A 23784-nucleotide genomic window follows, 5' to 3' on the forward strand; every position below is an offset into this window, starting at 1 on the left:
TGCTCATACATATCATATATATGACAGCAATCCGGAGAGTGATTAAATGGCGAGACTTTTGTTGTTTTATACAGCAGAAGTGTCGCCTTTTTTGTATATAAAAGCCTTCTGCTGATAGGACATAGCTGTAACTATCAATTAATCAGGCATCCTTAAAAAGGACAGCAGAAGGAGGAAAATTATGATTTTTGTAGCAATTTTACTGCTTGTAGCAGGCTTTGTAGCACTGGTGAAGGGCGCGGATGTGTTTGTGGATGGAGCTGCGGCGCTCGCCGGGAAATTTGGTATTCCGCAGCTTGTGATTGGACTTACGATTGTGGCGATGGGCACGTCGCTGCCGGAGGCGGCAGTCAGCATCACAGCAGGAATAAAGGGTAATGCGGGTATCACAGTCGGTAATATAGTCGGCAGCAATATACTAAATATCCTTATAATCCTGGGAGTGACGGCACTTATCACAAATGTAGCCATACAAAAAACCACCTTCAAATACGAGATACCGTACATGCTTCTTATCACAGCAGTGCTTCTCGTGATGGGAATGACAGGTAATGAAATCACATTCATGGAGGGAGTTATACTGTGGATTTTATTTATTGCATATCTGTTTTATCTGTATCTCCTTGCCAAAAAAGGCAATGACAGCGGCGATGAGCAGTCTGTAAAGTTATATCCTGTATGGAAATGCCTGCTCTTTATTGTGCTGGGCGGTGTGTGCGTCGTGATTGGAAGCCAGCTTGTCGTAAACGGTGCCACGACTATAGCGAGAGCCTGTGGCATGAGTGAGCGCTTTATCGGACTGACAATCGTAGCATTCGGTACATCGCTGCCGGAGCTTGTGACATCTGTTTCAGCAGCACGCAAGGGAAATGCAGGAATTGCAATAGGAAATATAGTCGGCAGCAATATTTTCAATATACTATTTGTAATCGGAACGGTAGCTCTCATTTGTCCGGTACCGTTTGAGAGCAGGTTTGTGATTGATACAGTTGTGGCAATCCTGTGTGGTGTGCTCCTGTGGGGCGGCACGATAAGATACAAAGAGCTTAGAAAGCCATGCGGAGTGGTGATGCTGCTTTGCTATGCGGCGTATTTTGTATATTTGGCAGTTATGTAATGATGTATTTTTCGGAATTGTGATGACTGTAGTAAAAAAAGAGTGGGATGAAGAGACAATATTTAAATCTAGCAAACAGTCAATAATTGTGCATACAAATTAGTGATTTAATATCAAAATGATAGTGATTTTGCAATAAATATAAACAATTGATTAAAAATAGCACTCTCACTTGACAAGTGCTAATTGCAGGTGTATAACGTAGTCAGAACGAACGGAAGGAAGCGATTATAATGGATAAAAACCCAAAGCATCCATTGAAGAAAAAGAATAAGGCAGATGCAAAGAAGCATCAGAAGCATGTATACGAATAGCAGCTTCCGTTAAGGAATACTATCCAGTAAGCACAATGTACCCCAGCCCGTTACAGGGTTGGGGTATTTTGCGTTTTTGGCAGTATTTTCAGAGACTTTTCCTGAGGCAGATGTAAATACATTTTCTCCCGCACCTTTTATCAGAGAGGCCTTTAGCTTGTCGCCATACATATAGGGGTCATTTCCACGCACAACACCCCATTCCATCAGAAGCGCAGCCGCACCGGTCACAAACGGCGCAGCCATGGAGGTGCCTGTTTTTGAAGTGTAGCCTCCGGTGTTTGAGCAAGAGATAATGTCCACGCCGGGCGCTATGATATCAGGCTTTATGCTGTTAAAGGCCCATGTATAGCCGCGGCCGGAAAAGGCGGCTGCGCGGTTTGTGCGGCTGTCATAGGCTCCGACGGAGATGACATTTTGGGCGGTTGAGGGGATGGTCAGGGTGATATCGGGGGATGCGTGGATAAATGAGGTCTGTGCATTGCGCAGAGCACCTGATGGCAGCCATATATCCCATGAGCCGTCCTTTACAGATATGGGCGCAAGTGATATTTTCCAGATGCCTGAGGATATATATTCTGATCCCATGAGTTCAATGAATATTTCCTGAAATGGAGAGTAGGGAGAGGGACCGCCGCCTGTTGTATATATGTCTGTCCCATCGAGCCGGTATCTGTAGGTAAAGCCTTTTGCCTGATTGGTAATTGTATCGGGAATCTGCAGCATATCATTATTTGGTGCGGTAATGCGTATTTGTATTTCATCCCAGTATTTTTTCCATAAATCTATAGAAAGAGACGGCTCAGGGTAGCCTATTGCAAGCTCCGCATCGGCAGGGTATGAGCTGCCGTTTGCATGGCCAAAGCCGGCTCCATCATTACCTGAGCCGACTGAGACAGCGCAGCGGTAGTTTCCTGCTATATAGTCCAGGTATGCTTCAAGCAGTGAGGTGCCGCTGTGTGAGCCGTTACTTGTGCCAAAGCTTAGGTTTATGGCGATAGGCATATTCATATCGATAGATTTTCTTATGCAAAAGTCCACTGCCAGCATGATCTGTGTGGTTGTGGGAAAGCTGGCACCACCTGAGGTTTTAAGCTTTACGACTATAAGAGTGCTCTCATAAGCGACACCGCGATACTTCGTATTTTGTTCATTACTATTATCATTTCCGTTTCCGGCAGCAATTCCTGCCACATGCGTGCCGTGACCGGATAGGTCGATGCTTGGACAGATGCGCTGCATCTCTAAGCTGTTTCCTGCATTTATGGCTTTTGTGATTGTGTCGCGGTCATATAAGGTGCCAAAAGGGATGGCATCAGTGTTTGAGGAATCATCAGAAACAGTCTGGTCCCACAGATAGGCGATTCTGCTTATGCCATCCTGTATAAAAGCCGGATGGGCATAGTAAATGCCGGAGTCGATAATGCCTACGAGCACGCCTTTTCCGGTCAGATTGTATGGATTGGTGTGTACGGGAGTGATGCATGAGGCCTGCGAGCCCTCGTATACATCGTAGTTAAATTGCTTTGGCTTTTCCATATATATGATTTCATCGCACAGTGCGACGGTATTTACGAGGGATTTCTCAATTACAAGCACCGCATAGTTTCCGAGCAGCCTCGTGATAAGGACAGAGGGAAATTTTTCTTTAATTTTTTCGATGTCACCGACATATTTCACTATCACTTCCCAGCTGTCACTCTCAGGCAGATAGCCGCTTGAAAGCCCACCCTCCTTCCCGAGCTCATAAGGGGTGGAAAGCAGGGCGGCGGACAGCTGTGGAGAAATTTTCTCACTAAAAGTTATTTCCATGATAACCTCCATTTTTTATTAGTAAAATATTAAAAAAATCTTAAAAGACAAAAGCAATATACATTTGGTATGATTAGGTTATAATCGTAATTATTCATGACCACCCCACGCACATTCGCAAAATCGCACGATACTCGTGCTTTCCCGCTGCTACGCAGCTAATTTTACTCATATGTGTGGGGGGGGTGGCTCTATTCGAGCCACCTTGAGAACAAGAAAACCTGCTGCTTACATGCAAGCATGACGCATCAGCTTTTTTGTTCTCAGTGGTTCTGAATAGTTACTTATAATCAATATATTATAAAAACCGGGAGGTCGAAATGAGTAAAAAGAAAAAGATTATCATTTCAGTGATTGCAGCTGTGCTTATCATAGCAGTTATTGTGTCAGCTGTTGTCATTGCAATGACAAAGGGAAAGAACGCAGCAAAGGCATCGGGCGTGTATGCAAACAAGGTTTCTGATGTCATGTATCAGGCGGGAAGCACTGACAAGTACAGCGGTGTCGTGGAAGCAGCTGATACCATGGATATCAAGGCTGACAGTGAGAAAACAGTAAAGGATATTCTCGTATCGGAGGGTGATGAGGTACAGGTGGGTACACCTCTTTTTACCTATGATACAAAGGAGCTTGCCGCAAAAAAGGAAAGCGCCACTCTTGAGCTTGAGAGCTTAAACAATACGCTTTCAGGCTATGACGCACAGATAGAGCAGCTCACCAAGGAAAAGAAGGAAGCGTCAAAGGATCAGCAGCTTGACTATACACTGCAGATTCAGCAGGCACAGACACAGCAGAAGCAGACTCAGTACGATGTTGCAACGAAGAAGGCAGAGATAGAAAAGTACGATGAGAGCATCAAAAATGCGACTGTAAACAGCACAATGGTCGGTGTTGTTAAGAAAATCAATGAGAATCAGAGTGCAGACACAGCAGATTCTGCATTTATGACAATCGTTGCCACCGGTGATTACAGGGTAAAGGGCACAATCGATGAGCAGAGCTTTTTAAACAGTGGACTGTCAGAGGGACAGGCGGTTATCGTGCGCTCAAGAGTTGATGAGTCAAAGACCTGGCAGGGTACCATCAGCAAGGTTGATACAGAAAATACACAGACGGATAACAGCAATTCAGGCATGTATGACGATGGAAGCAGCGAGCAGAAGGCTTCAAAGTACAACTTTTATGTGCAGCTTACAGGCACAGGTGATATGCTTTTAGGACAGCATGTATATGTAGAGCCGGATTTCGGACAGACGCAGGTGAAGGAGGGCATATGGATTGATGAGAGCTATGTCGTAAAGGATGGCGATGATGCATATGTCTGGACACTCAATAAAAAGGATAAGCTTGAGAAGACAAAGGTTGAGCTTGGAGACTATGATGAGAACCTCATGATGTATGAAATTAAATCAGGACTTAAGAAGGATGACTACATAGTATGGGCATCTGATGACCTTTATGAGGGCGAGCCGGCACAGACCTGGGAAGAGTACATTGAAAATGGCGGCGGTGAAGATTCAGTCTATGACGATATGGGTACAGAAGCCATTGATGAGCAGATGCTCGAGGGCACTGAGGGCGGTCCTGTTGATGATGGAATGATGGATGAGGGCACAATGGACGAAGGTGCTGCCACTGACGGTGCAGATGCCACCGGTTCAGGTGACGCGGAGGTACAGTAGATGATTCTAGAACTCCAGCATATTTACAAAAACTATGACCAGGATAAGCTCGTGGTGCCGGTTTTAAAGGATGTCTCACTCCAGATTGAGGAGGGAGAGTACGTGGCAATCATGGGTCCGTCTGGCTCCGGCAAGACCACTCTCATGAATATAGTGGGATGTCTTGATCTGCCAACCTCGGGCACATATATACTTGACGGCAGACCTGTCAGTGAGCTGAAGGAAAAGGAGCTTACGAGGGTAAGGCGCGATACAATTGGATTTGTATTCCAGAATTTCCAGCTCATGCCACGTGAGAGTGCACTTGACAATGTATGCCTGCCACTCATATACGCAGGTGTGAGCAAAAAGGACAGAAGGCAGATGGGTATGGAGGCCTTAGAGCGTGTTGGACTTTCAGACAGGGCTGATTTCAAGCCTACGCAGCTTTCGGGAGGACAGAAGCAGAGAGTGGCGATAGCGAGAGCAATGGTCAATCATCCAAAGCTTCTGCTTGCGGATGAGCCTACGGGAGCACTCGATTCAAAGTCCGGCAAGCAGGTGCTTGAGCTCTTTGAGAGCCTTAATGAGTCCGGTGTGACGGTTGTCATGATCACACACGACAGAAAGGTCGCAGAGCAGGCAAAGCGCATTGTTCACATCATAGATGGTGAGATAACAGAGGAAGGACAGGAGGCAGGTAATGAAAAAGAAAAAGAAAATTAAGATCATTATAATAGCTGTCCTTGTAGTTGCGGTTGCAGCGGGAAGCATCACAGGAGTTGTTTATTATAAGAATTCCAAGGGGCTTGCTTCCGTTATGAGCGTTTCAATGATCAGCACGACAAACGACTACACATCCATGACCAGTGAGGGAATGGTGTGCGATGATGCATGTCAGACAATCAATTTAAAGGATGGACAGAAGGTGACAGAGGTTTATGTCACAAAGGATCAGCAGGTAAAGGCCGGAGATAAGCTCCTTGCATATGATGTGACGAGCCTTTCCCTCTCGGTTGAGATGAAGCAGCTTGAGATACAGAGTCTTGAGAATCAGCTTACATCGGAAAAGCAGAAGCTTGACAAGCTAAAGAACACTAAGCCGGTTGCAAAGCAGCCTGAGAGTCCTGTTACACCTGAGCCACAGCCTGACACACAGCCGGCTGCATCTGAGCAAAAGCCTGATGAAGAGCATGATGTGATATCTGATCTGTCAGTGGCTGAAGGAAGCGGTACAGAGGACGATCCTTATGTATTTACATGCACAGAGGCTTCATATGTATCGGGAGCGCTTTTGAATACACTCGCTGATAAGAGCGCTGTAGCACGGTTTGTGATTGGAGATGCTAACGCACCTGATATGGAGCTTACCGTAAGAGGAGATAAGCTTGGCAGCTATGATGACAGCGATGAGATAAAGCTTTTCCTTGCAGGCACAATTACAGCAGGAGCTGCTTCTGATGATACAGCAGGAAATGAGCCGTCAGACAGTGCCACAGAACAGACCACACAGCCTGATGCTGATACCGCTTCAGAAGAAAAGACATACACAGCAGATGAGCTTAAGGATGCCATAAAGGAGCAGACCAGAAGTGTTGCCGATGTTGATTTACAAAAGAGAATTGCACAGGCTGATTTAAAGGAGCTGCAGAGTGAGCTTGAGGATGGCGTGGTATATGCAAAGAAGGACGGAATCGTGACAACAGTTTGCGATCCTGCAAACCCACCACAGGACGGCACACCTTTCTTACAGCTTTCAGGAGCGGCAGGCCTATATATCAGCGGAACAATCGGTGAGCTGGATTTGGATACGGTAAAGGTAGGACAGAGCGTATCAGCAGTCAACTACATGACAGGTGATACCTATGAGGGTACAATATCTGAGATAAGCAATGTGCCGTCAGACAGTGTCAATTACTATGGGGACAGCAATCCGAACTCATCATTCTATGAGTACACTGCATACATTGAGAATCCGCAGAATCTCAAAAAGGGTGATTCGCTGGAGCTGACTATAGATACATCATCAGAGGGCTCTGACAGTGGACTTTATATCGACAAGTCATATATCAGAACAGAGAACGGACAGTCATATATATACAAGGATGACAACGGAAAGCTCAAAAAGCAGACTGTCAAAACAGGCAAGTCACTCTGGGGCTCATATGTGGAGATTAAGTCAGGTCTGACAAATGATGACTATATTGCATTCCCGTATGGAGTCAGGGAGGGCGAGAAAACCAAGGTGTCCGAAGATGGTATGAATTAGTTTAGCAGGGAGGATTAAAGATGCTTGAAAATATTAGATTGTCCTTTAGGGGAATCTGGTCACATAAGATGCGTTCGTTTCTGACTATGCTTGGAATCATCATCGGAATTGCAGCAATTATTGCGATTGTTTCCACAATTCAGGGCACAAACGAACAGATAGAAAAGAACCTCATAGGTTCTGGAAGTAATAACGTAAAGGTCACACTGCAGAAGGATGGCTATGATATGGATCTGTCATATGATTCGGCTCCTGCGGGAGTGACCGAGGTATCGGCTGCCACACTTGACAGCATAAAGGAGCTTGACCATGTAGAAAATGCAGCCCTTTACCGCACAAGACAGGCTTACAATGCAGTTTATTATCTGAACACTGCGCTTTCGGGCGGCAATATAACGGGTGTCGATGACGGATATTTCGACACAGCAAGCTATGTAGTCATGAAGGGCAGAGGCTTCTCAAAGAATGACTATTCAAAGGCCCGCAGGGTGGCACTTATTGATGAGAGCGTGGAGAGCAGCCTGTTTTCAGGAGAGAGCGCGCTAGGCAAGACAGTAGAGATACAGGGATATCCGTTTACAGTAGTCGGTGTAGTCACGGAAAAGGACAGCTATGACCTGGTAATAAACTCAATGGATGATTACTATATGTATGCCTATGATGACAGCCAGGGCAATGTATTTGTGCCAAGCGGCACATGGCCGGTCATATTTGGCTATGATGAGCCGCAGAACCTTCTGCTTAAGGCAGACAGCACAGATACCATGGCTACAGTAGGAAAAGCGGCTGAGGAGATACTTAACAGTAATTTAAATGTCACAGACGGCTCTGATGTGACATACAAGGCACAGGATTTACAGGAGCAGGCAAAGCAGATACAGCAGCTCAGCCAGTCAACCAACATGATGCTCATATGGATTGCCGGAATTTCACTGCTTGTCGGTGGTATCGGTGTCATGAATATCATGCTTGTGTCAGTCACAGAGCGTACTTCAGAGATAGGACTTAAAAAAGCAATCGGAGCGGGAAAGGGAGCAATCCTCGGACAGTTCCTCACAGAGGCGGTTGTGCTCACAAGCCTTGGAGGCTTAGTCGGAGTGCTTGTCGGAGTGATACTCTCGAAGGTCATCTCAATGCTAAACGGCACACCGACAGCGATAAGCCCGGCAGCAGCTATACTTGCAGTACTTTTTTCCATGGCAATCGGAATCATATTCGGTATGCTTCCATCATACAAGGCAGCGAACCTAAACCCTATTGACGCACTGCGCCATGAGTAATTCTTATTAAAATCGCTGCTATTGTGAAAAAAATAACAATTCTTTGTATTTTGATGAATACAAGGGTAGAAAAAGTTTAAAAAATTTTGTAGAATGTTCCTAGTAGATAAATACTAGGAGCATTTTTTTAGAGGAATCAGCTCATATGATATGGGAAGTGTCACATGATGTAATGATTCTTCTAAGTATGTAAATCAATAGGTAACAATATACATTTATTTTAAAGAAAAGGAGATAATATGTACGCTGACGAAAACGTAATCAAAATCAAACATGCAGTTTTGCTTGAGGTCGCAAAGGCTGCATTTGCAGGTAACCTCGATGAGATCAGAGATGACATCCCATTTACACTGATTCCGGGACCGACACCTCAGTTCCGTTGCTGTATCTACAAGGAGAGAGAGATCATCCGTCAACGTGTCAGACTGGCAGAGGGTAAAGCACCAAGCGTAAATGATGACGGCAATATCATCCAGGTAATCAGCTCAGCATGTGAGGATTGCCCGATTTCAAGCTACACAGTTACTGAGAACTGTCAGAACTGTCTTGGCAAGGCTTGTATCAATGCATGTAAGTTCGGAGCAATCGAGGCAGGACGTCTCCGCTCACATATCGACCCACAGAAGTGTAAGGAGTGTGGACGCTGTGCACAGGCATGTCCTTACAATGCTATTGCTCATTTAAAGAGACCATGTAAGTTCTCTTGTCCTGTAAATGCCATTACATACAATGAGTACGGCATCTCAGTGATTGATGAGAGCAAATGTATCAGATGTGGTAAGTGTATCCACAGCTGTCCATTCGGAGCTATCGGCTCAAAGACATACATCGTAGATGTAATCGATGCAATCAAGTCAGAGAACAAGCATGTATATGCTATGGTTGCACCAGCAGCAGAGGGACAGTTTGGAGTAAACATCACTATGAACAGCTGGAAGAAGGCTATGCAGGCAGTTGGCTTCAACGGCTTTGTTGAGGTAGCACTCGGAGGAGATATGACAGCAGCATACGAGGCTGATGAGTGGCTTGAGGCATATGAGGCAGGAGAGAAGAAGGTTACATCATGCTGTCCTGGATTTGTAAATATGGTTAGAAAGCACTATCCAGAGCTTGCTGACAAGATTTCTACAACTGTTTCACCTATGTGTGCGGTTTCAAGAATGATCAAGGCAAAGGATCCTGATGCAGTTACAGTATTCATCGGACCATGTGTTGCCAAGAAGTCAGAGGTAGAGGATCAGAAGATAGAGGGAAATGCAGACTATGTACTTACCTTCAGCGAGATTCGTGCTATTATGAAGGCAAAGGGAGTACAGCTTGAGGCTGATGATACCTCATATCAGGAGGGCTCAGTATTCGGTAAGCGTTTCGCAAACTCAGGCGGAGTTACAGCAGCTGTAATCGAGAGCATGAAGGAAAAGGGCGAGGATGTTGATTGCAAGGTTTGCAAGGCAAACGGAGCAGCAGAGTGTAAGAAGGCACTTCTCCTCATGAAGGCAGGCAAGCTTCCTGAGAACTTCATCGAGGGAATGGCATGTGAGGGCGGCTGCGTAGGCGGACCAAGCTCATACAATGACATGGTATCTACCAAGAAGTTCCGTGATGATCTCTTAAGCAGAGCAGACGACAGAAAGATTCGTGACAACATCGCAAACTACCATATGGAGACATTTGAGATGCACCGCAAGGAGCAGTAAAAATGATTGTTACTGCCAAAGCGTGGCTTGAATAGTTACATAAGCTTTCAAAATCCCCCGACTTGTTCGGGGGATTTTTGTGTATGCGAATATCTGAAAAAAGCTATGTGGTTAGTCATATTGAAAGCTTAATAGTAACAAAGATATTAAATAAATTAAGTACATATTACGACTCTATCACGGGTTTTCGGGATAAAGAAACAATTGTAATACAACTGAAATATATGAAGCTAACATTAAGAAATTCTCAAGGAATTTGCAGTAGCAAAAAAGATTGTTTAACGCTATAATAGATACTGCCTGAAATAATATTATCAGGTTTGAGTAATAATATAGAGAGAATAATTATAAAATGCTAAAGAGGATTAGAAAAATGGACAAAAATAAAAAGATGATTATCGGCATACTTGCGGCTGCAATAGTTCTGGTGGTGGCGTTTATAGTATATATCACATGCTTTGATTCACACATTGAGTTCAGCAGTAAGTTTAAAAACGGTATCACTGTTGAGTATGGCAAAAAGTTTGAGGAGCCCAAAATTAAGGCGTATGTCAGAGGCAGGCTCATAAACCGAAAGGGAAAAGAGATAAAATGCACTATAGACAGTAATGTCGATGCGACAAAGACTGGTTCATACGAGATGAAGGTAACTGCTCAATACGGTAAAAAAACAGCGACACAGACCATCAAGGTTGAGGTGAGGGATAAGAAGGCTCCGGAAATTGCATTAAATGGCGATGCAGAGATGACTGTAGAGGCAGGCAGCGAGTTCAGTGACCCGGGATATACGGCAACAGACAATTATGATGGGGATCTGACAGACAAGGTATCTGTCACAGGAGCTGTCGATACATCAAAGCCGGGAGACTATGAGATAAAGTACAGTGTCGCAGACTCGTCAAAGAATGAGAGCGAGGTCAAAAGGACTGTGCATGTCACAGATACCACAGCACCGCAGATAAAGCTTTCAGGTGATGATTTTATGTCAGTTAAAAAGGGTGATAAGTACAGTGATCCGGGATACACGGCAACTGACAACTGTGACGGAGACATCACAGACAGTGTCAAGGTATCAGGAGATAAGGTAGATAAGGATAAGGCAGGAAAGTACACTGTGACCTATGAGGTCTCAGATTCATCAGGCAATAAGGCTACAGCTACAAGAGTGGTCAGTGTGTATGACCCGGCTGCAGCAGCAGACACAGTAAATCCTGGCAACAAGATCATTTATCTGACCTTTGACGATGGTCCGGGAAAGTATACACAGGGACTTTTGGATGTGCTTGATAAATACAATGTAAAGGCTACCTTCTTTGTTACAAATACGCATCCTGACTATCAGAATCTGATAGCAGAGGAGGCAAAGAGAGGACATACAGTGGCTATCCACTCTGCCAGCCACAAATACAACCAGATATATACAAGTGAGCAGGCATTCTTTGATGACCTTGAGCAGATGAACAGTATCATAAAGGCACAGACAGGAAATGATGCGTCAATCATCAGATTCCCGGGAGGCTCATCAAATACTGTGAGCAAGGATTACTGTCCGGGCATTATGACACAGCTCGTCAATGATGTGACAGCAAGAGGCCTTTTATACTGTGACTGGAATGTATCGAGCGGAGATGCAAACAACAAGCCAATCAGCACAGATCAGGTGGTACAGAATGTTATCTCAGGAGTGCAGAGCCACAACGTATCAGTTGTATTGCAGCACGACATAAAGGATTTCAGTGTCAATGCGGTCGAGCAGATCATCCAGTGGGGACAGGCGAATGGCTATACATTTTTACCGCTTACCACAAGCTCACCAATGTCTCATCATCGCATAAACAACTAAAAGCACAAAAAACAATAAAAAAGCACAAAAAAGAAGAGTTCGAAATGAACTCTTCTTTTTTAATCATGATTCTTATATCTTATTCCCCAATTAACATTTTTGTAACTGTTATTTTACCTAAATATATAATAAAGAAAAAGGTACATAGAAACTAGATTGACAGAGTAGTCAAATTATTTAACTACCTCAACGTTAACTGCCTGTGGACCTTTAGCGCCATCAGTGATATCGAACTCTACTGCTGCACCTTCCTCGAGAGTTTTGAAGCCCTCCATATTAAGTCCTGAGAAATGTACGAATACATCCTTTCCGTCCTCGGCTGTGATGAATCCGTAACCCTTTTGGTTGTTGAACCATTTTACTGTACCTTTGCTCATCGAAAGTACCTCCAAATAATAATAATGCTGCTTACGCAACTAACGTTAGAATAGCATAACAGGTTTAAGATGTAAAGCAATAAAGTCAAAGTTCTTTAAAGTTTATGTCATTATTTGCTAAAAATTTCATTACAAGCCTATCCCATTCACTATCTAAGGTCTTATCCGCTGAAAAAATATTGTAGGATATCCCGGTTGTGAGAGTTAAAAGCTGGCTTTGATACCTGATATTTATGAAAAAACCACTGATATCGGATACAGTGAAGGCCGAGTGCAGACTGCTTAAGGTGTGCTCCATATTTTCAGGTGAAAGCAGAAAGACAAACTTGAATGACGACGGCGTCTGTCTGCCCTTTATCAGGTCGAAGCAGTTTGTGCGAAGCATCTTAAAAGGGAGCATGTCATAGCCTGCTATGCCGTTTTCCTCAAGCTCTGTGGAGCTGTAAAAGCCCTTTTGCAGGTGACCGTCTATGACGTATGAGGCGGCCTTTGTGATGACTGCCTCCTGGAGCAGGAAGTTGTCGAATATTTCCGTGCGAAGCAGCTTGTTCATAAAATCCTTTGTGTCTGTCAGTTCGATTGATATCATAATTTCTCCTCATTTCCCGCATTGTATGTGACAGCGAATGATTGCCCTCAATGGTTTTTGAATAGTTACTATTACTACATCATACATCAGATTCGCAGATTATGCCACAAAAATAAAGCCTGTCAAACTGGAATAATTGTTAAGTCCGTGGTAGAATAAATGCGTTATGCAATGAAAACAGGAGGCAATCCATGAAACAGGAAAAATTATTTAATTTACTTAAAGCAGCAGTTTCGCCATGCGAGTGCGTGAGGGCTGCAAAGCAGGAGCTTTTGGAAAACGGATTTGAGGAGATAGATTATACAGGAGGCTGGAGGCTTGTGCGTGGTGGCAGATATGTCTTAAATCACCATGATACAACCATGTTTGCATTTACTGTAGGAAGCAGCTACAACAAAAAGGATATGGTGCGGATAGCGGCAGCTCACACAGACTACCCATATCTTCGCATAAAGCCAAATCCGGATTTTATGACAAATTCATATGCACAGGTCAATGTAGAGGTGTATGGAGGACCGATTTTAAACACATGGTTTGACAGACCTCTCGGAGTGGCAGGACGCGTGGCTGTAAAGAGTGATGATGTGTTTAACCCACGTATGGTGCTTTACAGGTCCAAAAAGCCTGTCATGATTATTCCAAATCTTGCCATTCATATGAACAGGGATGTGAATAAGGGAGTTGAGATAAATAATCAGGTGGATCTGATGCCGGTGCTTGATTCAATACCTGAGGATGAAAAGACCACAGATTATTTCCTTAGCTTTCTGGCAAACGAGCTGTCTGTGGAAAAGAGCGATATCATAGACTTTGAGCTCAATACATTTTGCATGGATGAGCCTACATTTGTCGGTGTGAATGATACTATGATTTCATCGCCTAGAATCGACAACCAGTCATCCTGCAGGGCACTTCTTGATGCGATAGAGGATGGAAACAGAGCTGATGGAATAAATATCATAGCACTTTTTGATCATGAGGAGATTGGAAGCAGCAGTAAGCAGGGCGCAGCCTCTATAATGCTTCACGATATGCTCAGACGCATTTTAAGAAATATGGATCTTACAGAAAATGAGATAGATGAGAGTATCTATGATGCCATGCTTTTGTCTGTCGATGTGGCGCATGCGCTTCATCCTAATAAAAAGGAAAAGATGGATATCACAAATAAGCCGGTCATGGGAAAAGGCTTTTGTATCAAGCAGGCGTGCTCGCAGTCGTATGCTACGGATGCACAGGCTATTGCTATTCTCTGCCAGCTGTGTGATGAAAAGGGCATACCGTACCAGCGCTTTGTGAACCGCTCGGACAGCCGTGGAGGCAGCACACTCGGCTCGATTGCAGGCACACTGCTGCCGGTAAAGACGGTGGATATAGGTATACCTATTCTTGCCATGCACTCAGCCTGTGAGCTGATGGGAGCACGCGATATGAAAGCCTTAAGCGACTGTGTGACCGCATTTTTCGGGTAACAATTGTAATAGGTTATATGGAAATATATACAGAAACCTCTTGCATAAGTTTAGTTTTCGTGTTAATATGACGTAGTAATGAAAACTACTTGTTACGGAATGAAATAACTTTTAAAAAAGTAATTTAAACTCTTATTATCATATAATGCAGGAGGAACCGATATGTATAAGATTATAATAGATAGCTGTGGTGAGCTCACAGACAGCCTTAAGAAGGATGGACATTTTTGCAATGTAGCACTTGAGCTTGATGTTGACGGATACAGGATCCGTGATGATGAGAGCTTTGACCAGCATGATTTCCTTAGAAGAGTCAAGGAGAGTGTAAAGGGACCAAAGTCGTCATGCCCTTCTCCGGAGGAGTATATGCAGGCATTTGAGGGAGAGGCAGACCATGTCTATGTTATCACACTTTCAGGCAAGCTCAGCGGCTCATACAACAGCGCTGTTTTAGCAGTCAATCTGTACAATGAGGAGCATGAGGACTCGGGCAAGCAAATATATGTGTTCAATTCACGCTCAGCATCTATCGGCGAGACGCTTATCGGCATGAAGGTGCAGGAGCTCGAGGAGAGTGGACTTTCATTTGATGAGGTTGTAAAGCAGACTGAGGAGTATATTTCTTCCATGAATACCTTCTTTGTGCTTGAGACACTTGATACCTTAAGAAAGGCAGGCCGTCTTAGCAACCTGAAGGCTTTTGTAGCCAGCACTTTAAATATAAAGCCTGTCATGGGCTCAACCGATGAGGGTTCAATCCAGCAGCTTGGTCAGGCCCGCGGCATGAAGAGGGCACTTGCCAAGATGGTGGAGGATGTTGTGGCTGCCACAAAGGACTGTGAGCACAGGATTCTTGCAATTTCACACTGCAACTGTCCGGAGCGTGCGCAGTATGTGAAGGAATGTCTTGAGAAGCTTGCCGGATTTAAAAAGATTGTCATTGTGGATACTGCCGGTATCTCAAGTATGTATGCAAATGACGGAGGCATTATTATAGCAGTATAACGATATGGTCTTTATTTTACCGGCCGGATATATTATAATGATGGCATGGGAAATTTAGATTATACACAGGTTTTAAACAAAATAGAAAATACACGCCGTTTCGGCAATGAGCCCGGAGTGGTAGTGACAGCACAGGTCATAAGGGTGCTGCAAGAAAAAGGAAAGCAAAAGCGCATAATACCGTATATCCATGTGGCAGGTACCAATGGAAAGGGGTCAGTATGCGCTTTTCTTTCTAGTATACTAAAAAAAGAGCATATAAGAGTAGGCACGTTTGTATCACCGCATCTGGTGGATTTTGAGGAGCGCATCACTGTTGACGGGCGTATGATACCTAAGGAGGATGTCACAAGGCTTGGAAACTATCTGCTTGATATAGATTTTGGCATAGGGCTTACGATGTTTGACTACTGCCTTACTATGGCTCTTTTGTACTTTGAGGAGCAGCAGTGCGATTATATGGTCATCGAGACCGGGCTTGGCGGCAGGCTCGACTCAACGAATGCAATCGGCACACCGCAATGTGCTGTTATTACAAAGATAGGCTACGACCATATGGCTATCCTTGGCAGTGATATAGCGGATATAGCGGCTGAAAAGGCCGGTATCATAAAGGAAAACGGCACAGTGGTGGTGGAACAGCAGGATAAACGTGCCATGCAGGTAATCGAGCAGGAAGCGCAAAAAAAGCATGCAAGGATAATAACTGTGGAGCAAAGTGATATAGCGCGCTGCAGCGGCTATGCACTGAGGCTTTACGGTACATTCCAGTGGGAGAATGCAGCAGCGGCAGAGCTTGCGGCGCGGTATGTGCTCGGAAAACGCTATAGTGGGCCGGAGTATGAAACTCAAAATGATAGGACAGGCTTGCCGGCGAAGGAAGCAGACTTAAATGACAGGATAAAGAGTGCTCTTGAAGAGGCTGTGTGGCCTGGGCGCATGGAGATAGTCTCAAAGGAGCCGTTTCTGTTAGTGGACGGAGCACACAACAGCAATGGAGTTGATGCACTCAAAGAAAGCCTCATGCATATGTATCCGGATGAGAAATTTTGTTTTTTCATGGGAGTCATGGCGGATAAGGACTATGATGTGATGATACGTGAGATTTTGCCGCTTGCAGAGAAGTTTTATACAGTGACACCGGATTCTGACAGGGCACTGCAGGCATCAAACCTTGCTGAGTTTATCAGAAAAGAGGGAGTTAAGGCAACAGAGCTTTCAGGAGTTGATGAGATAGAAAAGCACCTGAAAAGCGATACAAAAAATGTTGCATTTGGCTCATTGTATTTTATTGGGGAGCTAAAACAACAGCGGATATAAATACCGGATATAAGAGGATGATTTATGGCTGATATTTTAAAAATTTTTAAAAGAGATATGTGCGGTATATTCCGCAATGTGCTTGTACTCATTATAGTTATAGGACTGTGCGTGCTGCCGGCGCTGTATGCATGGTTTAATATCTATGCCAACTGGGACCCGTATGGCAACACAGGTAATATCGCAATTGCGGTAGTCAATCTTGATAAGGGATGGACGAAGAATGACAGCGAAACTGTCAACATGGGCGATGGTGTGGTAGAGTCATTAAAGCAAAAGGATACTATAGGCTGGAAATTTGTCAAGTCTGAGGAAAAGGCTATTGAGGGTGTGAAGTCCGGCAGATATTATTCTGCGCTTGTCATAGATGAGCAGTTTACCTACAGCATGTATCATGGTGTAGCTGACAATATTGAAAATCCAAAGATTACCTACTATCTCAATGACAAGAAAAACGCTGTTGCGACAAAGATAACGGACAGCGCAGCAAGTGCTGTTAAATCAAGCATTAATAAGCAGTTTTTAAAGGTGCTTGCAGAGCAGGTGTTTAAGGAGACAAACGTAATATCTGATGACATGAAGGAAAAGGATGCTGTGGGGCAGATGACAGGTAAGCTTGAAGCGGTATCTGAGAGTCTTACACAGTACGATGCCATGATAGATACGTTTATTGACGGAAATAAGGCATTGTCACAGGTATCTAAAGAGACAGGCGAAGCACTGAAGGACGGGCAGGATAAGCTTGCAAAGGGCACAGACAGGCTTGAAGAAAGCAAAAATGATCTGCAGTCCACCAGACAGTCGTTTGACAGCTTTAGCGCTGATATCACATCGGCATTAGCAAATGTGAAGGGCTCGATTGATGATATATCAAAGCAGATTACAGATGCAAATCTGTCACAGGATGTAAATACACTGCAAAGCGATGTAAAGAATATTAAACAGTCAGCGGATGCTTTGAAAGGTAATATTGACACTCTTGAGGATAAGATCAACAAAATAAAGCCGGATACGGACGATACCCATATCGGCACACTTATTTCCAATATAGAGCTTGTCAAGGAACAGACAAAGAGCATGATAGAAAGCACACAGTCTGTGGATTTATCGGGAAAGACACAGAATTCTGAGGAAACACTTAAGAGTGTTATGTCAGCTCTTTCAACGACTGCGTCATCGCTTAATGCTACATATACCTCACAGATAGTGCCACAGGTGGACGGCATGATAGGCAGTATGTCGTCTGTACTTGATTCGATGCAGACCACACTTGGCAATCTGAGTCAGACATCAGGCTCTATGGCGCAGGTATTTGACGGAGTGGACAGCACGCTTGATACACTCAATATGAGCATGACACAGCTTAAGAGTATTATAGAATCAGCATCAGACAAGATAAATGAGACACTGGATAGGCTTGAAGCAGCCTCTGAGGATGAAAAGGCTGATATCATAGTGAATCTGCTTTCGGGTAATCCCGAAACGCTTGGCAGCTTCTTTTCAGAGCCGGTGCAGGTATCCGATAATTACATATATGAGATAGCAAATTATGGCTCAGGAGTAGCACCTTTTTACACGACACTTGCCATATGGGTAGGCATGACTATACTTGTTTCACTGGTAAAGGTTCACGCAGATGCTAAGGGGCTTGGGGAACTAAAGCCTTCACAGCTTTATTTTGGCAGATACCTGACATTCTTTTTACTGTCTCAGATACAGGCATTTATCATTGTGCTCGGTGATTTATATCTGCTTAAAATACAGTGTGTGCATCCGGTATCATTTATTGTGACAGGAGCAGTGACAAGCCTTACATTTTCGCTGCTCATATATTCTCTGACCATATCCTTTGGCGATATAGGAAAGGCACTGGCGGTAGTTGTCATGGTGCTTCAGATTGCAGGAAGCGGTGGCACATATCCGATAGAGGCTCTGCCGTCATTTTTCAGGGCCGTGTATATTTTCTTCCCATTCCCATATGCAATAAATGCGATGAGGGAATGCATAGGAGGTATGTACGAGAATACACTCGGCAAATGTTATATCACGCTTTTACTTTTCTGTGCAGCTTCGCTGGTGATAGGGCTTGTGATACGAAAGCCGTTTATCAGGCTCAATCACTTTATAGAGAAGCGTATGGAGGATACCGAGCTGCTATAGTTAAATGTACAATTAATAAATCGATAATTGGCATATAAATATGGTGCTTCTGATGTGCTGTAAGCTGTAAAGCGGGAAGGAAAGTATGCAGGATACATGTAAAAATAATAAAGATATTAAAGTTAACAAAGACAATATGAGTAATAATGTAAATGAGCAGCCGCTTTCCGATGATAAGAGACTGCGCGAGATGTACGATAAGCTGGTCGGATATGAAAAGACCATCCACGAGCAGAATCAAAAGCGGATAAAAATAGGACTGAGGTGTATATATATCATTCCTCTCTTTTTCCTTGTTCTGCTGATGATTGTGCCGGACAGCTCCAAAATCATTTTTCTTGTGCTGTGGATAGTGAGTCTGTTTGCTATTGCGGTGTATTTAATAGGAGTCGAGTATGTGGACTATAAGCTGCAGGAGAAGATGAATGAGATAAGCGGCGGTGATGCGCAGAACATGAGAGTGAGTCCTGTCGTGCAGATGGATGACAGGGTGCAGGAAATAGCCGAAAGAGTGGAGCAGAGATTTGATACGATGCAGCAAAGTACAGGGGAGGATGCCGAGCAATGAAAAAAATATTTCAAATATATCTGGCTGACCTGAAACGCATATCCACAAATGTGGTTGCCATAGTCATTATTATGGGGCTCTGTATCATCCCGGCTTTGTATGCGTGGTTTAATATTATGTCCAACTGGGATCCTTACGGAGAGGAAGCTACATCACAGATGCACATAGCAGTATATTCTGAGGATGAGGGCATGAGCATTGGTGATTTAAAGCTTTGCATGGGTGACAGTGTCATAAACGGTCTTAAGGAAAATGATGTAATCGGATGGATTTTCACTGATAGCAGTAAAGATGCGCTGGAGGATGTTTACAGCGGAAGGTGCTATGCTGCCTTTATAGTGCCAAAGGATTTTTCTGCTGATATGCTCAGCTTCTTAAGCGGTGAGCCGGTCAATCCACAGATAGAGTACTATGAAAACAGCAAAAAAAATGCCATAGCAACAAAGATAACCTCAAAGGTCAAGACCACGGTGCAGCAGTCTGTAAACTCTTCAATGGTAAGCACGATTACAGAGATAGCGTCAAAGTCCGGAGAGCTCATAGTGGGAGACGGCAAATCAGGCGACAACCTGGCCGGGACAGTTGTTGACAAGCTAAAGGATATGGATACGACTCTTTCCACATATGCAGGTATGCTCGATACCTTTGCCATGCTCACGGATTCAGCAGACAGTCTGATAGGCTCGACACAGTCACTGCTTCCGAGTGTGCAGGGGCTTATTGACGGCGGACAGTCATCGGTAAGCGGCATGCAGTCGTCTGTGCTCTCGGGAGCGCAGACTGCACAGACCATCACACAGATGGTTGATATAAGCTTATCAAACATAAACAGCCAGCTCGATGTGTTGGAAAACTCCATACAGCTTTTAAATGCATCGGGAATAGCTGATGCCGATATTTCTGATATCTCTGTTTCGGTGGCCGGCTTTGATACGGTAGAGCAGCTTGCAGAGAATACGCTTTCAGCCATTGAGGGCTTAAAGGGAGTGGATAGCTCGCAGATAGAGGCTGTCAGGAATAATATCCAAAGCATTAAAACACAGATAAAAGACCTTAAGTCCGATACTGAATTGACAGCAGATAAGCTGAAGCTTCTTAAGGAGTCAATAAAGGCCGATGTGTCAGGTGCAAAGTCTGCAATAGACACACTTAAAAATACATTTGACCACAGTGTATCGCCGAATCTCACAGGAGCAGTGTATGATATAGAATATGCACTTATTGAGACACAGTCCATGCTTGGCTCATTGGATGACAGCTTCCCGGATATACAAAAAGCGCTCGATGATTATTCATCAGTGCTTAAATCCGGAAATGCAGATATCGTAAATACCAGACAGTATGTGCAGCAGATCAGAGATGGTTTACAGAATGTTATATCAGGATTTGATAATTTATCAAACGATGAGCAGTTTAATGAGATTGTAAAGCTTCTTCAGACAGACCCGACACTGATTGCGCAGTTTGTGACCTCACCGCTGTCAATGGATGAGCAGAAGATATATGAGATATCCACATACGGCTCAGCCATGGCACCGTTTTACACAGTGCTGGCTCTGTGGGTGGGAGGTCTGATAACGGTTGCACTTGTGAAAACAAAGGTAAAGGACACCGATGATATAAAATCGCTTGGCAAAGTAAACAGTGTACATAAGTTTTTCGGCAGATATATCACATTTTTCGTGATAGGACAGATACAGACTCTTGTGACAGTGCTCGGTGATTTGTTCTTCGTTGGCATACAGTGCAGGCATCCGTTCCTTTTCTGGTGTGCAAGCGCGCTGACAAGCCTTGTATTCACGCTTCTCATGTACTCACTCACGGCGGCCTGGGGCAATGTGGGACAGGCTGTAGCAGTAGTCATCATGGTCATCCAGGTGGCAGGTGCAGGCGGCACATTCCCGGTCGAGGTGCTGCCACAGGTGTACAGAGCGCTGTACAAGTTCATGCCGTTTAACTATGCCATGAATGCCCTAAGAGAGTGCGTTGGCGGTATGTACCGCTTTGATTACGGTAATGACCTTGCGATTCTTCTTATATTTATAGCTATATCACTGGTGATTGGCCTGCTGCTCGGACGTCCGTTTGGAAGGCTCAATACAGCAATTGAAAAAAGTAAGAAAAAGTCAGGTCTTATCTTATAATAATAAATAAATCTATGTAGAAACTTAGGTTATGGTTATTATAAAAAAATAGTACTAGACATTTTTTTACTATTGTACTAGAATGAGCATAAATGATAGTAGACCCGATATATGATAACGCTAGGTTATATCGGATCCGTAAAGAAACGGAGGATATAAAGATGGAAAAGAAGGATATCGATTGGTCAAACCTTAGTTTTGGCTACCAGGAAACAGATTACAGCTATGTTTCTAATTATAAAGATGGAAAGTGGGACGATGGACAGCTCACAAAGGATCATACAGTGACACTTAATGAGTGTGCGGGAGTATTCCAGTATGCACAGACATGCTTCGAGGGTCTTAAGGCTTATACAACAGAGGATGGCAGAATTGTCTGCTTCAGACCTGACTTAAACGCACAGCGTCTTAAGGATTCATGTGAGAGACTTGAGATGCCTGTATTCCCGGAGGATAGATTTGTAAAGGCAGTTGAGGAAGTAGTAAGAGCAAATGCAGCATGGGTTCCACCATACGGCTCAGGCGCTACACTCTATATCAGACCATACATTATGGGAACAAACGCAGTAATCGGTGTAAAGCCTGCTGACGAGTATCAGTTCAGAATCCTTGTAACACCTGTTGGACCATACTTCAAGGGCGGCGCAAAGCCAATCACGATCCGTGTGTCAGACTTTGATAGAGCAGCACCTCACGGAACAGGTCATATCAAGGCAGGACTCAACTATGCAATGAGCCTCCATGCCATTGTAGATGCACATGAACAGGGCTTTGCAGAGAATATGTACCTCGATCCTGCAACACGTACAAAGGTAGAGGAGACAGGTGGAGCAAACTTCATCTTCATCACAAAGGATGGCACATTTGTTACACCTAAGTCAGACAGTATTCTCCCATCAATCACACGCCGTTCACTGATGGTAGTTGCAGAGAAGTACTTAGGACTCAAGGTTGAGCACAGAGAGGTACTCTTTGATGAGGTAAAGGATTTTGCTGAGTGTGGACTCTGTGGAACAGCAGCAGTAATCTCTCCTGTAGGAAAGATTGTAGACCACGGCAAGGAAATCTGCTTCCCAAGCGGCATGGACGAAATGGGACCTGTTACAAAGAAGCTTCGTGACACACTTACAGGAATCCAGATGGGTCATATTGACGGACCGGATGGATGGGTTCACGAGATTAAATGTGATTAATTAAGTGTAATTAAGAACATACATTTATAATAAAGCACCGGGTATTATGTTACATCGTAATATCTGGTGCTTTTGTATTATATTACATATTATTTTATGTGGCATAACAATACAATTTGTGCTAAAATAATCTCGTATATATGCAAATGTTTATAAAAGCTTGGAATAGTTACATAAAAGCATACAAAAGAAATAACCGGGGATAATTAAATGGACGAGTACGAAAAGATAAGACAGAGAAAGCGCGAAGCATATAGAAAAAGACACCGCGCACAGGTTCGAAGGAAGCAGCTTATTACCAATGCCGTTGTGATAGGCATGATAATACTTATAATTGCAACGATAATCATAGTGGGAGCGCTAAGAGGCAGAAAGGCAAAGCAGGAAGAGGTAAAGGCAGAGGTTACGACTACTCTTTACAATCCTATACAGCCAAAGCTTGATGTGCAGCTGCTGACACCCAATCCGTATTCCAGACCACAGAAGGCACTTGAGAAGGTAAACGGCATAGTTGTTCATTATACAGCAAATCCGGGTACATCAGCCAGACAAAACAGAGACTATTTCAATGGACTTGCAGAGACCAAAAAGACCAAGGCAAGCTCACACTTTGTGATAGGCTTGGAGGGTGAGATAGTGCAGTGCATACCGTGCAATGAGATATCGTATGCATCTAATAACAGAAACAGTGACACTATATCAATAGAGTGCTGTATAGAGGATGAGACAGGAAAGTTCAACGATAGCACATATCAGTCGCTTATAGAGCTTACCACATGGCTTATGGGACGGTATGATCTGAATGCGGATGATGTAATAAGACATTACGATGTGACAGGCAAGAAGTGTCCGCTCTACTTCGTGGAGCATGAGGATGCGTGGGAGCAGTTTCACAAGGATCTGGATACCTATATCAAAGAAAATGGTGTGCCAAAGGAAGAAGCAAGCCAAACCTGACAATAT

At 44.0% G+C, this 23784-nt stretch carries 18 protein-coding genes; 15 read left to right on the top strand and 3 right to left on the bottom strand.

Translation table 11 applies throughout. The features are described 5' to 3' along the window. Nucleotides 1-181 precede the first annotated feature (181 nt). Nucleotides 182-1117 (top strand): calcium/sodium antiporter, encoded by a 936-nt coding sequence (locus ACW6PM_RS08860; RefSeq protein WP_456056918.1) that lies wholly within the window; start codon nucleotides 182-184, stop codon nucleotides 1115-1117. Between the two features lie 323 nt (nucleotides 1118-1440). On the opposite strand, the gene ACW6PM_RS08865 is transcribed toward ACW6PM_RS08860, so the two are convergent. Beyond that, nucleotides 1441-3243 carry a S8 family peptidase gene (locus tag ACW6PM_RS08865; RefSeq protein WP_456056919.1) on the bottom strand — a complete coding sequence of 601 codons (1803 nt, stop codon included), beginning with the start codon at nucleotides 3241-3243 and terminating at the stop codon, nucleotides 1441-1443. A gap of 320 nt (nucleotides 3244-3563) precedes the next feature. Here ACW6PM_RS08865 and ACW6PM_RS08870 point away from each other — a divergent pair, with 320 nt between their 5' ends. The 6 genes from ACW6PM_RS08870 to ACW6PM_RS08895 all read left to right on the top strand — a co-directional run bounded on the left by ACW6PM_RS08870 (nucleotide 3564) and on the right by ACW6PM_RS08895 (nucleotide 11993). Next, entirely contained in the window at nucleotides 3564-4925 is a 1362-nt protein-coding gene (locus tag ACW6PM_RS08870) for an efflux RND transporter periplasmic adaptor subunit (RefSeq protein ID WP_456056920.1), read from the top strand. Next, a complete protein-coding gene (locus ACW6PM_RS08875) occupies nucleotides 4926-5630 on the top strand; it encodes an ABC transporter ATP-binding protein (protein WP_148885149.1) in 705 nt (234 codons plus the stop codon). It abuts the gene before it with no gap. Continuing rightward, entirely contained in the window at nucleotides 5608-7173 is a 1566-nt protein-coding gene (locus tag ACW6PM_RS08880; protein ID WP_456056921.1) for a biotin/lipoyl-binding protein, read from the top strand. The genes ACW6PM_RS08875 and ACW6PM_RS08880 overlap by 23 nt, the downstream gene beginning before the upstream one ends. Nucleotides 7174-7193: 20 nt before the next feature. Next, entirely contained in the window at nucleotides 7194-8453 is a 1260-nt protein-coding gene (locus tag ACW6PM_RS08885; RefSeq protein ID WP_308655603.1) for an ABC transporter permease, read from the top strand. Between the two features lie 239 nt (nucleotides 8454-8692). Then, nucleotides 8693-10150 carry a 4Fe-4S dicluster domain-containing protein gene (locus tag ACW6PM_RS08890; RefSeq protein WP_448754554.1) on the top strand — a complete coding sequence of 486 codons (1458 nt, stop codon included), beginning with the start codon at nucleotides 8693-8695 and terminating at the stop codon, nucleotides 10148-10150. 373 nt (nucleotides 10151-10523) lie between these two features. Further along, a complete protein-coding gene (locus ACW6PM_RS08895; protein WP_456056922.1) occupies nucleotides 10524-11993 on the top strand; it encodes a polysaccharide deacetylase family protein in 1470 nt (489 codons plus the stop codon). 173 nt (nucleotides 11994-12166) lie between these two features. Here the strand turns inward: ACW6PM_RS08895 and ACW6PM_RS08900 are convergent, their stop codons facing one another. Together ACW6PM_RS08900 and ACW6PM_RS08905 are read right to left on the bottom strand one after the other, a co-directional pair. Further along, complete coding sequence (locus ACW6PM_RS08900; protein WP_012743213.1) at nucleotides 12167-12370, bottom strand: cold-shock protein; 204 nt, start codon at nucleotides 12368-12370, stop codon at nucleotides 12167-12169. A gap of 85 nt (nucleotides 12371-12455) precedes the next feature. Continuing rightward, the gene (locus ACW6PM_RS08905; protein WP_448754552.1) at nucleotides 12456-12959 is read right to left on the bottom strand and encodes a DUF5721 family protein; all 504 of its coding nucleotides are present in this window, start codon (nucleotides 12957-12959) and stop codon (nucleotides 12456-12458) included. Between the two features lie 191 nt (nucleotides 12960-13150). On the opposite strand from ACW6PM_RS08905, the gene ACW6PM_RS08910 reads away from it, so the two are divergent. From ACW6PM_RS08910 to ACW6PM_RS08945, 8 genes are all read left to right on the top strand, one after another. Further along, the gene (locus tag ACW6PM_RS08910) at nucleotides 13151-14431 is read left to right on the top strand and encodes a M18 family aminopeptidase (protein WP_456056923.1); all 1281 of its coding nucleotides are present in this window, start codon (nucleotides 13151-13153) and stop codon (nucleotides 14429-14431) included. A 162-nt stretch (nucleotides 14432-14593) separates the two neighbouring features. Further along, complete coding sequence (locus ACW6PM_RS08915) at nucleotides 14594-15436, top strand: DegV family protein (protein ID WP_308651541.1); 843 nt, start codon at nucleotides 14594-14596, stop codon at nucleotides 15434-15436. Nucleotides 15437-15481: 45 nt separating this feature from the next. Continuing rightward, nucleotides 15482-16756, top strand: a complete 1275-nt coding sequence (locus ACW6PM_RS08920; RefSeq protein ID WP_456056924.1) for a bifunctional folylpolyglutamate synthase/dihydrofolate synthase — start codon at nucleotides 15482-15484, stop codon at nucleotides 16754-16756. Nucleotides 16757-16780: 24 nt separating this feature from the next. Next, on the top strand, nucleotides 16781-18916 hold the full coding sequence (locus tag ACW6PM_RS08925) for a YhgE/Pip family protein (protein ID WP_456056925.1): 2136 nt from the start codon (nucleotides 16781-16783) through the stop codon (nucleotides 18914-18916). An 85-nt stretch (nucleotides 18917-19001) separates the two neighbouring features. Further along, complete coding sequence (locus ACW6PM_RS08930) at nucleotides 19002-19484, top strand: hypothetical protein (protein WP_448754547.1); 483 nt, start codon at nucleotides 19002-19004, stop codon at nucleotides 19482-19484. After that, the gene (locus ACW6PM_RS08935) at nucleotides 19481-21628 is read left to right on the top strand and encodes a YhgE/Pip family protein (protein WP_456056926.1); all 2148 of its coding nucleotides are present in this window, start codon (nucleotides 19481-19483) and stop codon (nucleotides 21626-21628) included. Before ACW6PM_RS08930 ends, ACW6PM_RS08935 begins: the two co-directional genes overlap by 4 nt. Nucleotides 21629-21720: 92 nt before the next feature. After that, nucleotides 21721-22821 carry a branched-chain amino acid aminotransferase gene (locus ACW6PM_RS08940; RefSeq protein ID WP_308669184.1) on the top strand — a complete coding sequence of 367 codons (1101 nt, stop codon included), beginning with the start codon at nucleotides 21721-21723 and terminating at the stop codon, nucleotides 22819-22821. A gap of 210 nt (nucleotides 22822-23031) precedes the next feature. Continuing rightward, nucleotides 23032-23778 carry a peptidoglycan recognition protein family protein gene (locus ACW6PM_RS08945; RefSeq protein WP_456056927.1) on the top strand — a complete coding sequence of 249 codons (747 nt, stop codon included), beginning with the start codon at nucleotides 23032-23034 and terminating at the stop codon, nucleotides 23776-23778. The last annotated feature ends 6 nt before the right edge of the window (nucleotides 23779-23784 follow it).

The sequence above is a fragment of the Agathobacter sp. genome (assembly GCF_977054825.1).

Coding starts and splice junctions, on each gene's coding strand:
- ACW6PM_RS08920 (WP_456056924.1), top strand. CDS start 15,482: ATGGGAAATTTAGATTATACACAGGTTTTAAACAAAATAGAAAATACA.
- ACW6PM_RS08940 (WP_308669184.1), top strand. CDS start 21,721: ATGATAGTAGACCCGATATATGATAACGCTAGGTTATATCGGATCCGT.
- ACW6PM_RS08900 (WP_012743213.1), bottom strand. CDS start 12,370: ATGAGCAAAGGTACAGTAAAATGGTTCAACAACCAAAAGGGTTACGGA.
- ACW6PM_RS08910 (WP_456056923.1), top strand. CDS start 13,151: ATGAAACAGGAAAAATTATTTAATTTACTTAAAGCAGCAGTTTCGCCA.
- ACW6PM_RS08925 (WP_456056925.1), top strand. CDS start 16,781: ATGGCTGATATTTTAAAAATTTTTAAAAGAGATATGTGCGGTATATTC.
- ACW6PM_RS08945 (WP_456056927.1), top strand. CDS start 23,032: ATGGACGAGTACGAAAAGATAAGACAGAGAAAGCGCGAAGCATATAGA.
- ACW6PM_RS08935 (WP_456056926.1), top strand. CDS start 19,481: ATGAAAAAAATATTTCAAATATATCTGGCTGACCTGAAACGCATATCC.
- ACW6PM_RS08865 (WP_456056919.1), bottom strand. CDS start 3,243: ATGGAAATAACTTTTAGTGAGAAAATTTCTCCACAGCTGTCCGCCGCC.
- ACW6PM_RS08930 (WP_448754547.1), top strand. CDS start 19,002: ATGCAGGATACATGTAAAAATAATAAAGATATTAAAGTTAACAAAGAC.
- ACW6PM_RS08915 (WP_308651541.1), top strand. CDS start 14,594: ATGTATAAGATTATAATAGATAGCTGTGGTGAGCTCACAGACAGCCTT.
- ACW6PM_RS08890 (WP_448754554.1), top strand. CDS start 8,693: ATGTACGCTGACGAAAACGTAATCAAAATCAAACATGCAGTTTTGCTT.
- ACW6PM_RS08905 (WP_448754552.1), bottom strand. CDS start 12,959: ATGATATCAATCGAACTGACAGACACAAAGGATTTTATGAACAAGCTG.
- ACW6PM_RS08885 (WP_308655603.1), top strand. CDS start 7,194: ATGCTTGAAAATATTAGATTGTCCTTTAGGGGAATCTGGTCACATAAG.
- ACW6PM_RS08880 (WP_456056921.1), top strand. CDS start 5,608: ATGAAAAAGAAAAAGAAAATTAAGATCATTATAATAGCTGTCCTTGTA.
- ACW6PM_RS08860 (WP_456056918.1), top strand. CDS start 182: ATGATTTTTGTAGCAATTTTACTGCTTGTAGCAGGCTTTGTAGCACTG.
- ACW6PM_RS08875 (WP_148885149.1), top strand. CDS start 4,926: ATGATTCTAGAACTCCAGCATATTTACAAAAACTATGACCAGGATAAG.
- ACW6PM_RS08895 (WP_456056922.1), top strand. CDS start 10,524: ATGGACAAAAATAAAAAGATGATTATCGGCATACTTGCGGCTGCAATA.
- ACW6PM_RS08870 (WP_456056920.1), top strand. CDS start 3,564: ATGAGTAAAAAGAAAAAGATTATCATTTCAGTGATTGCAGCTGTGCTT.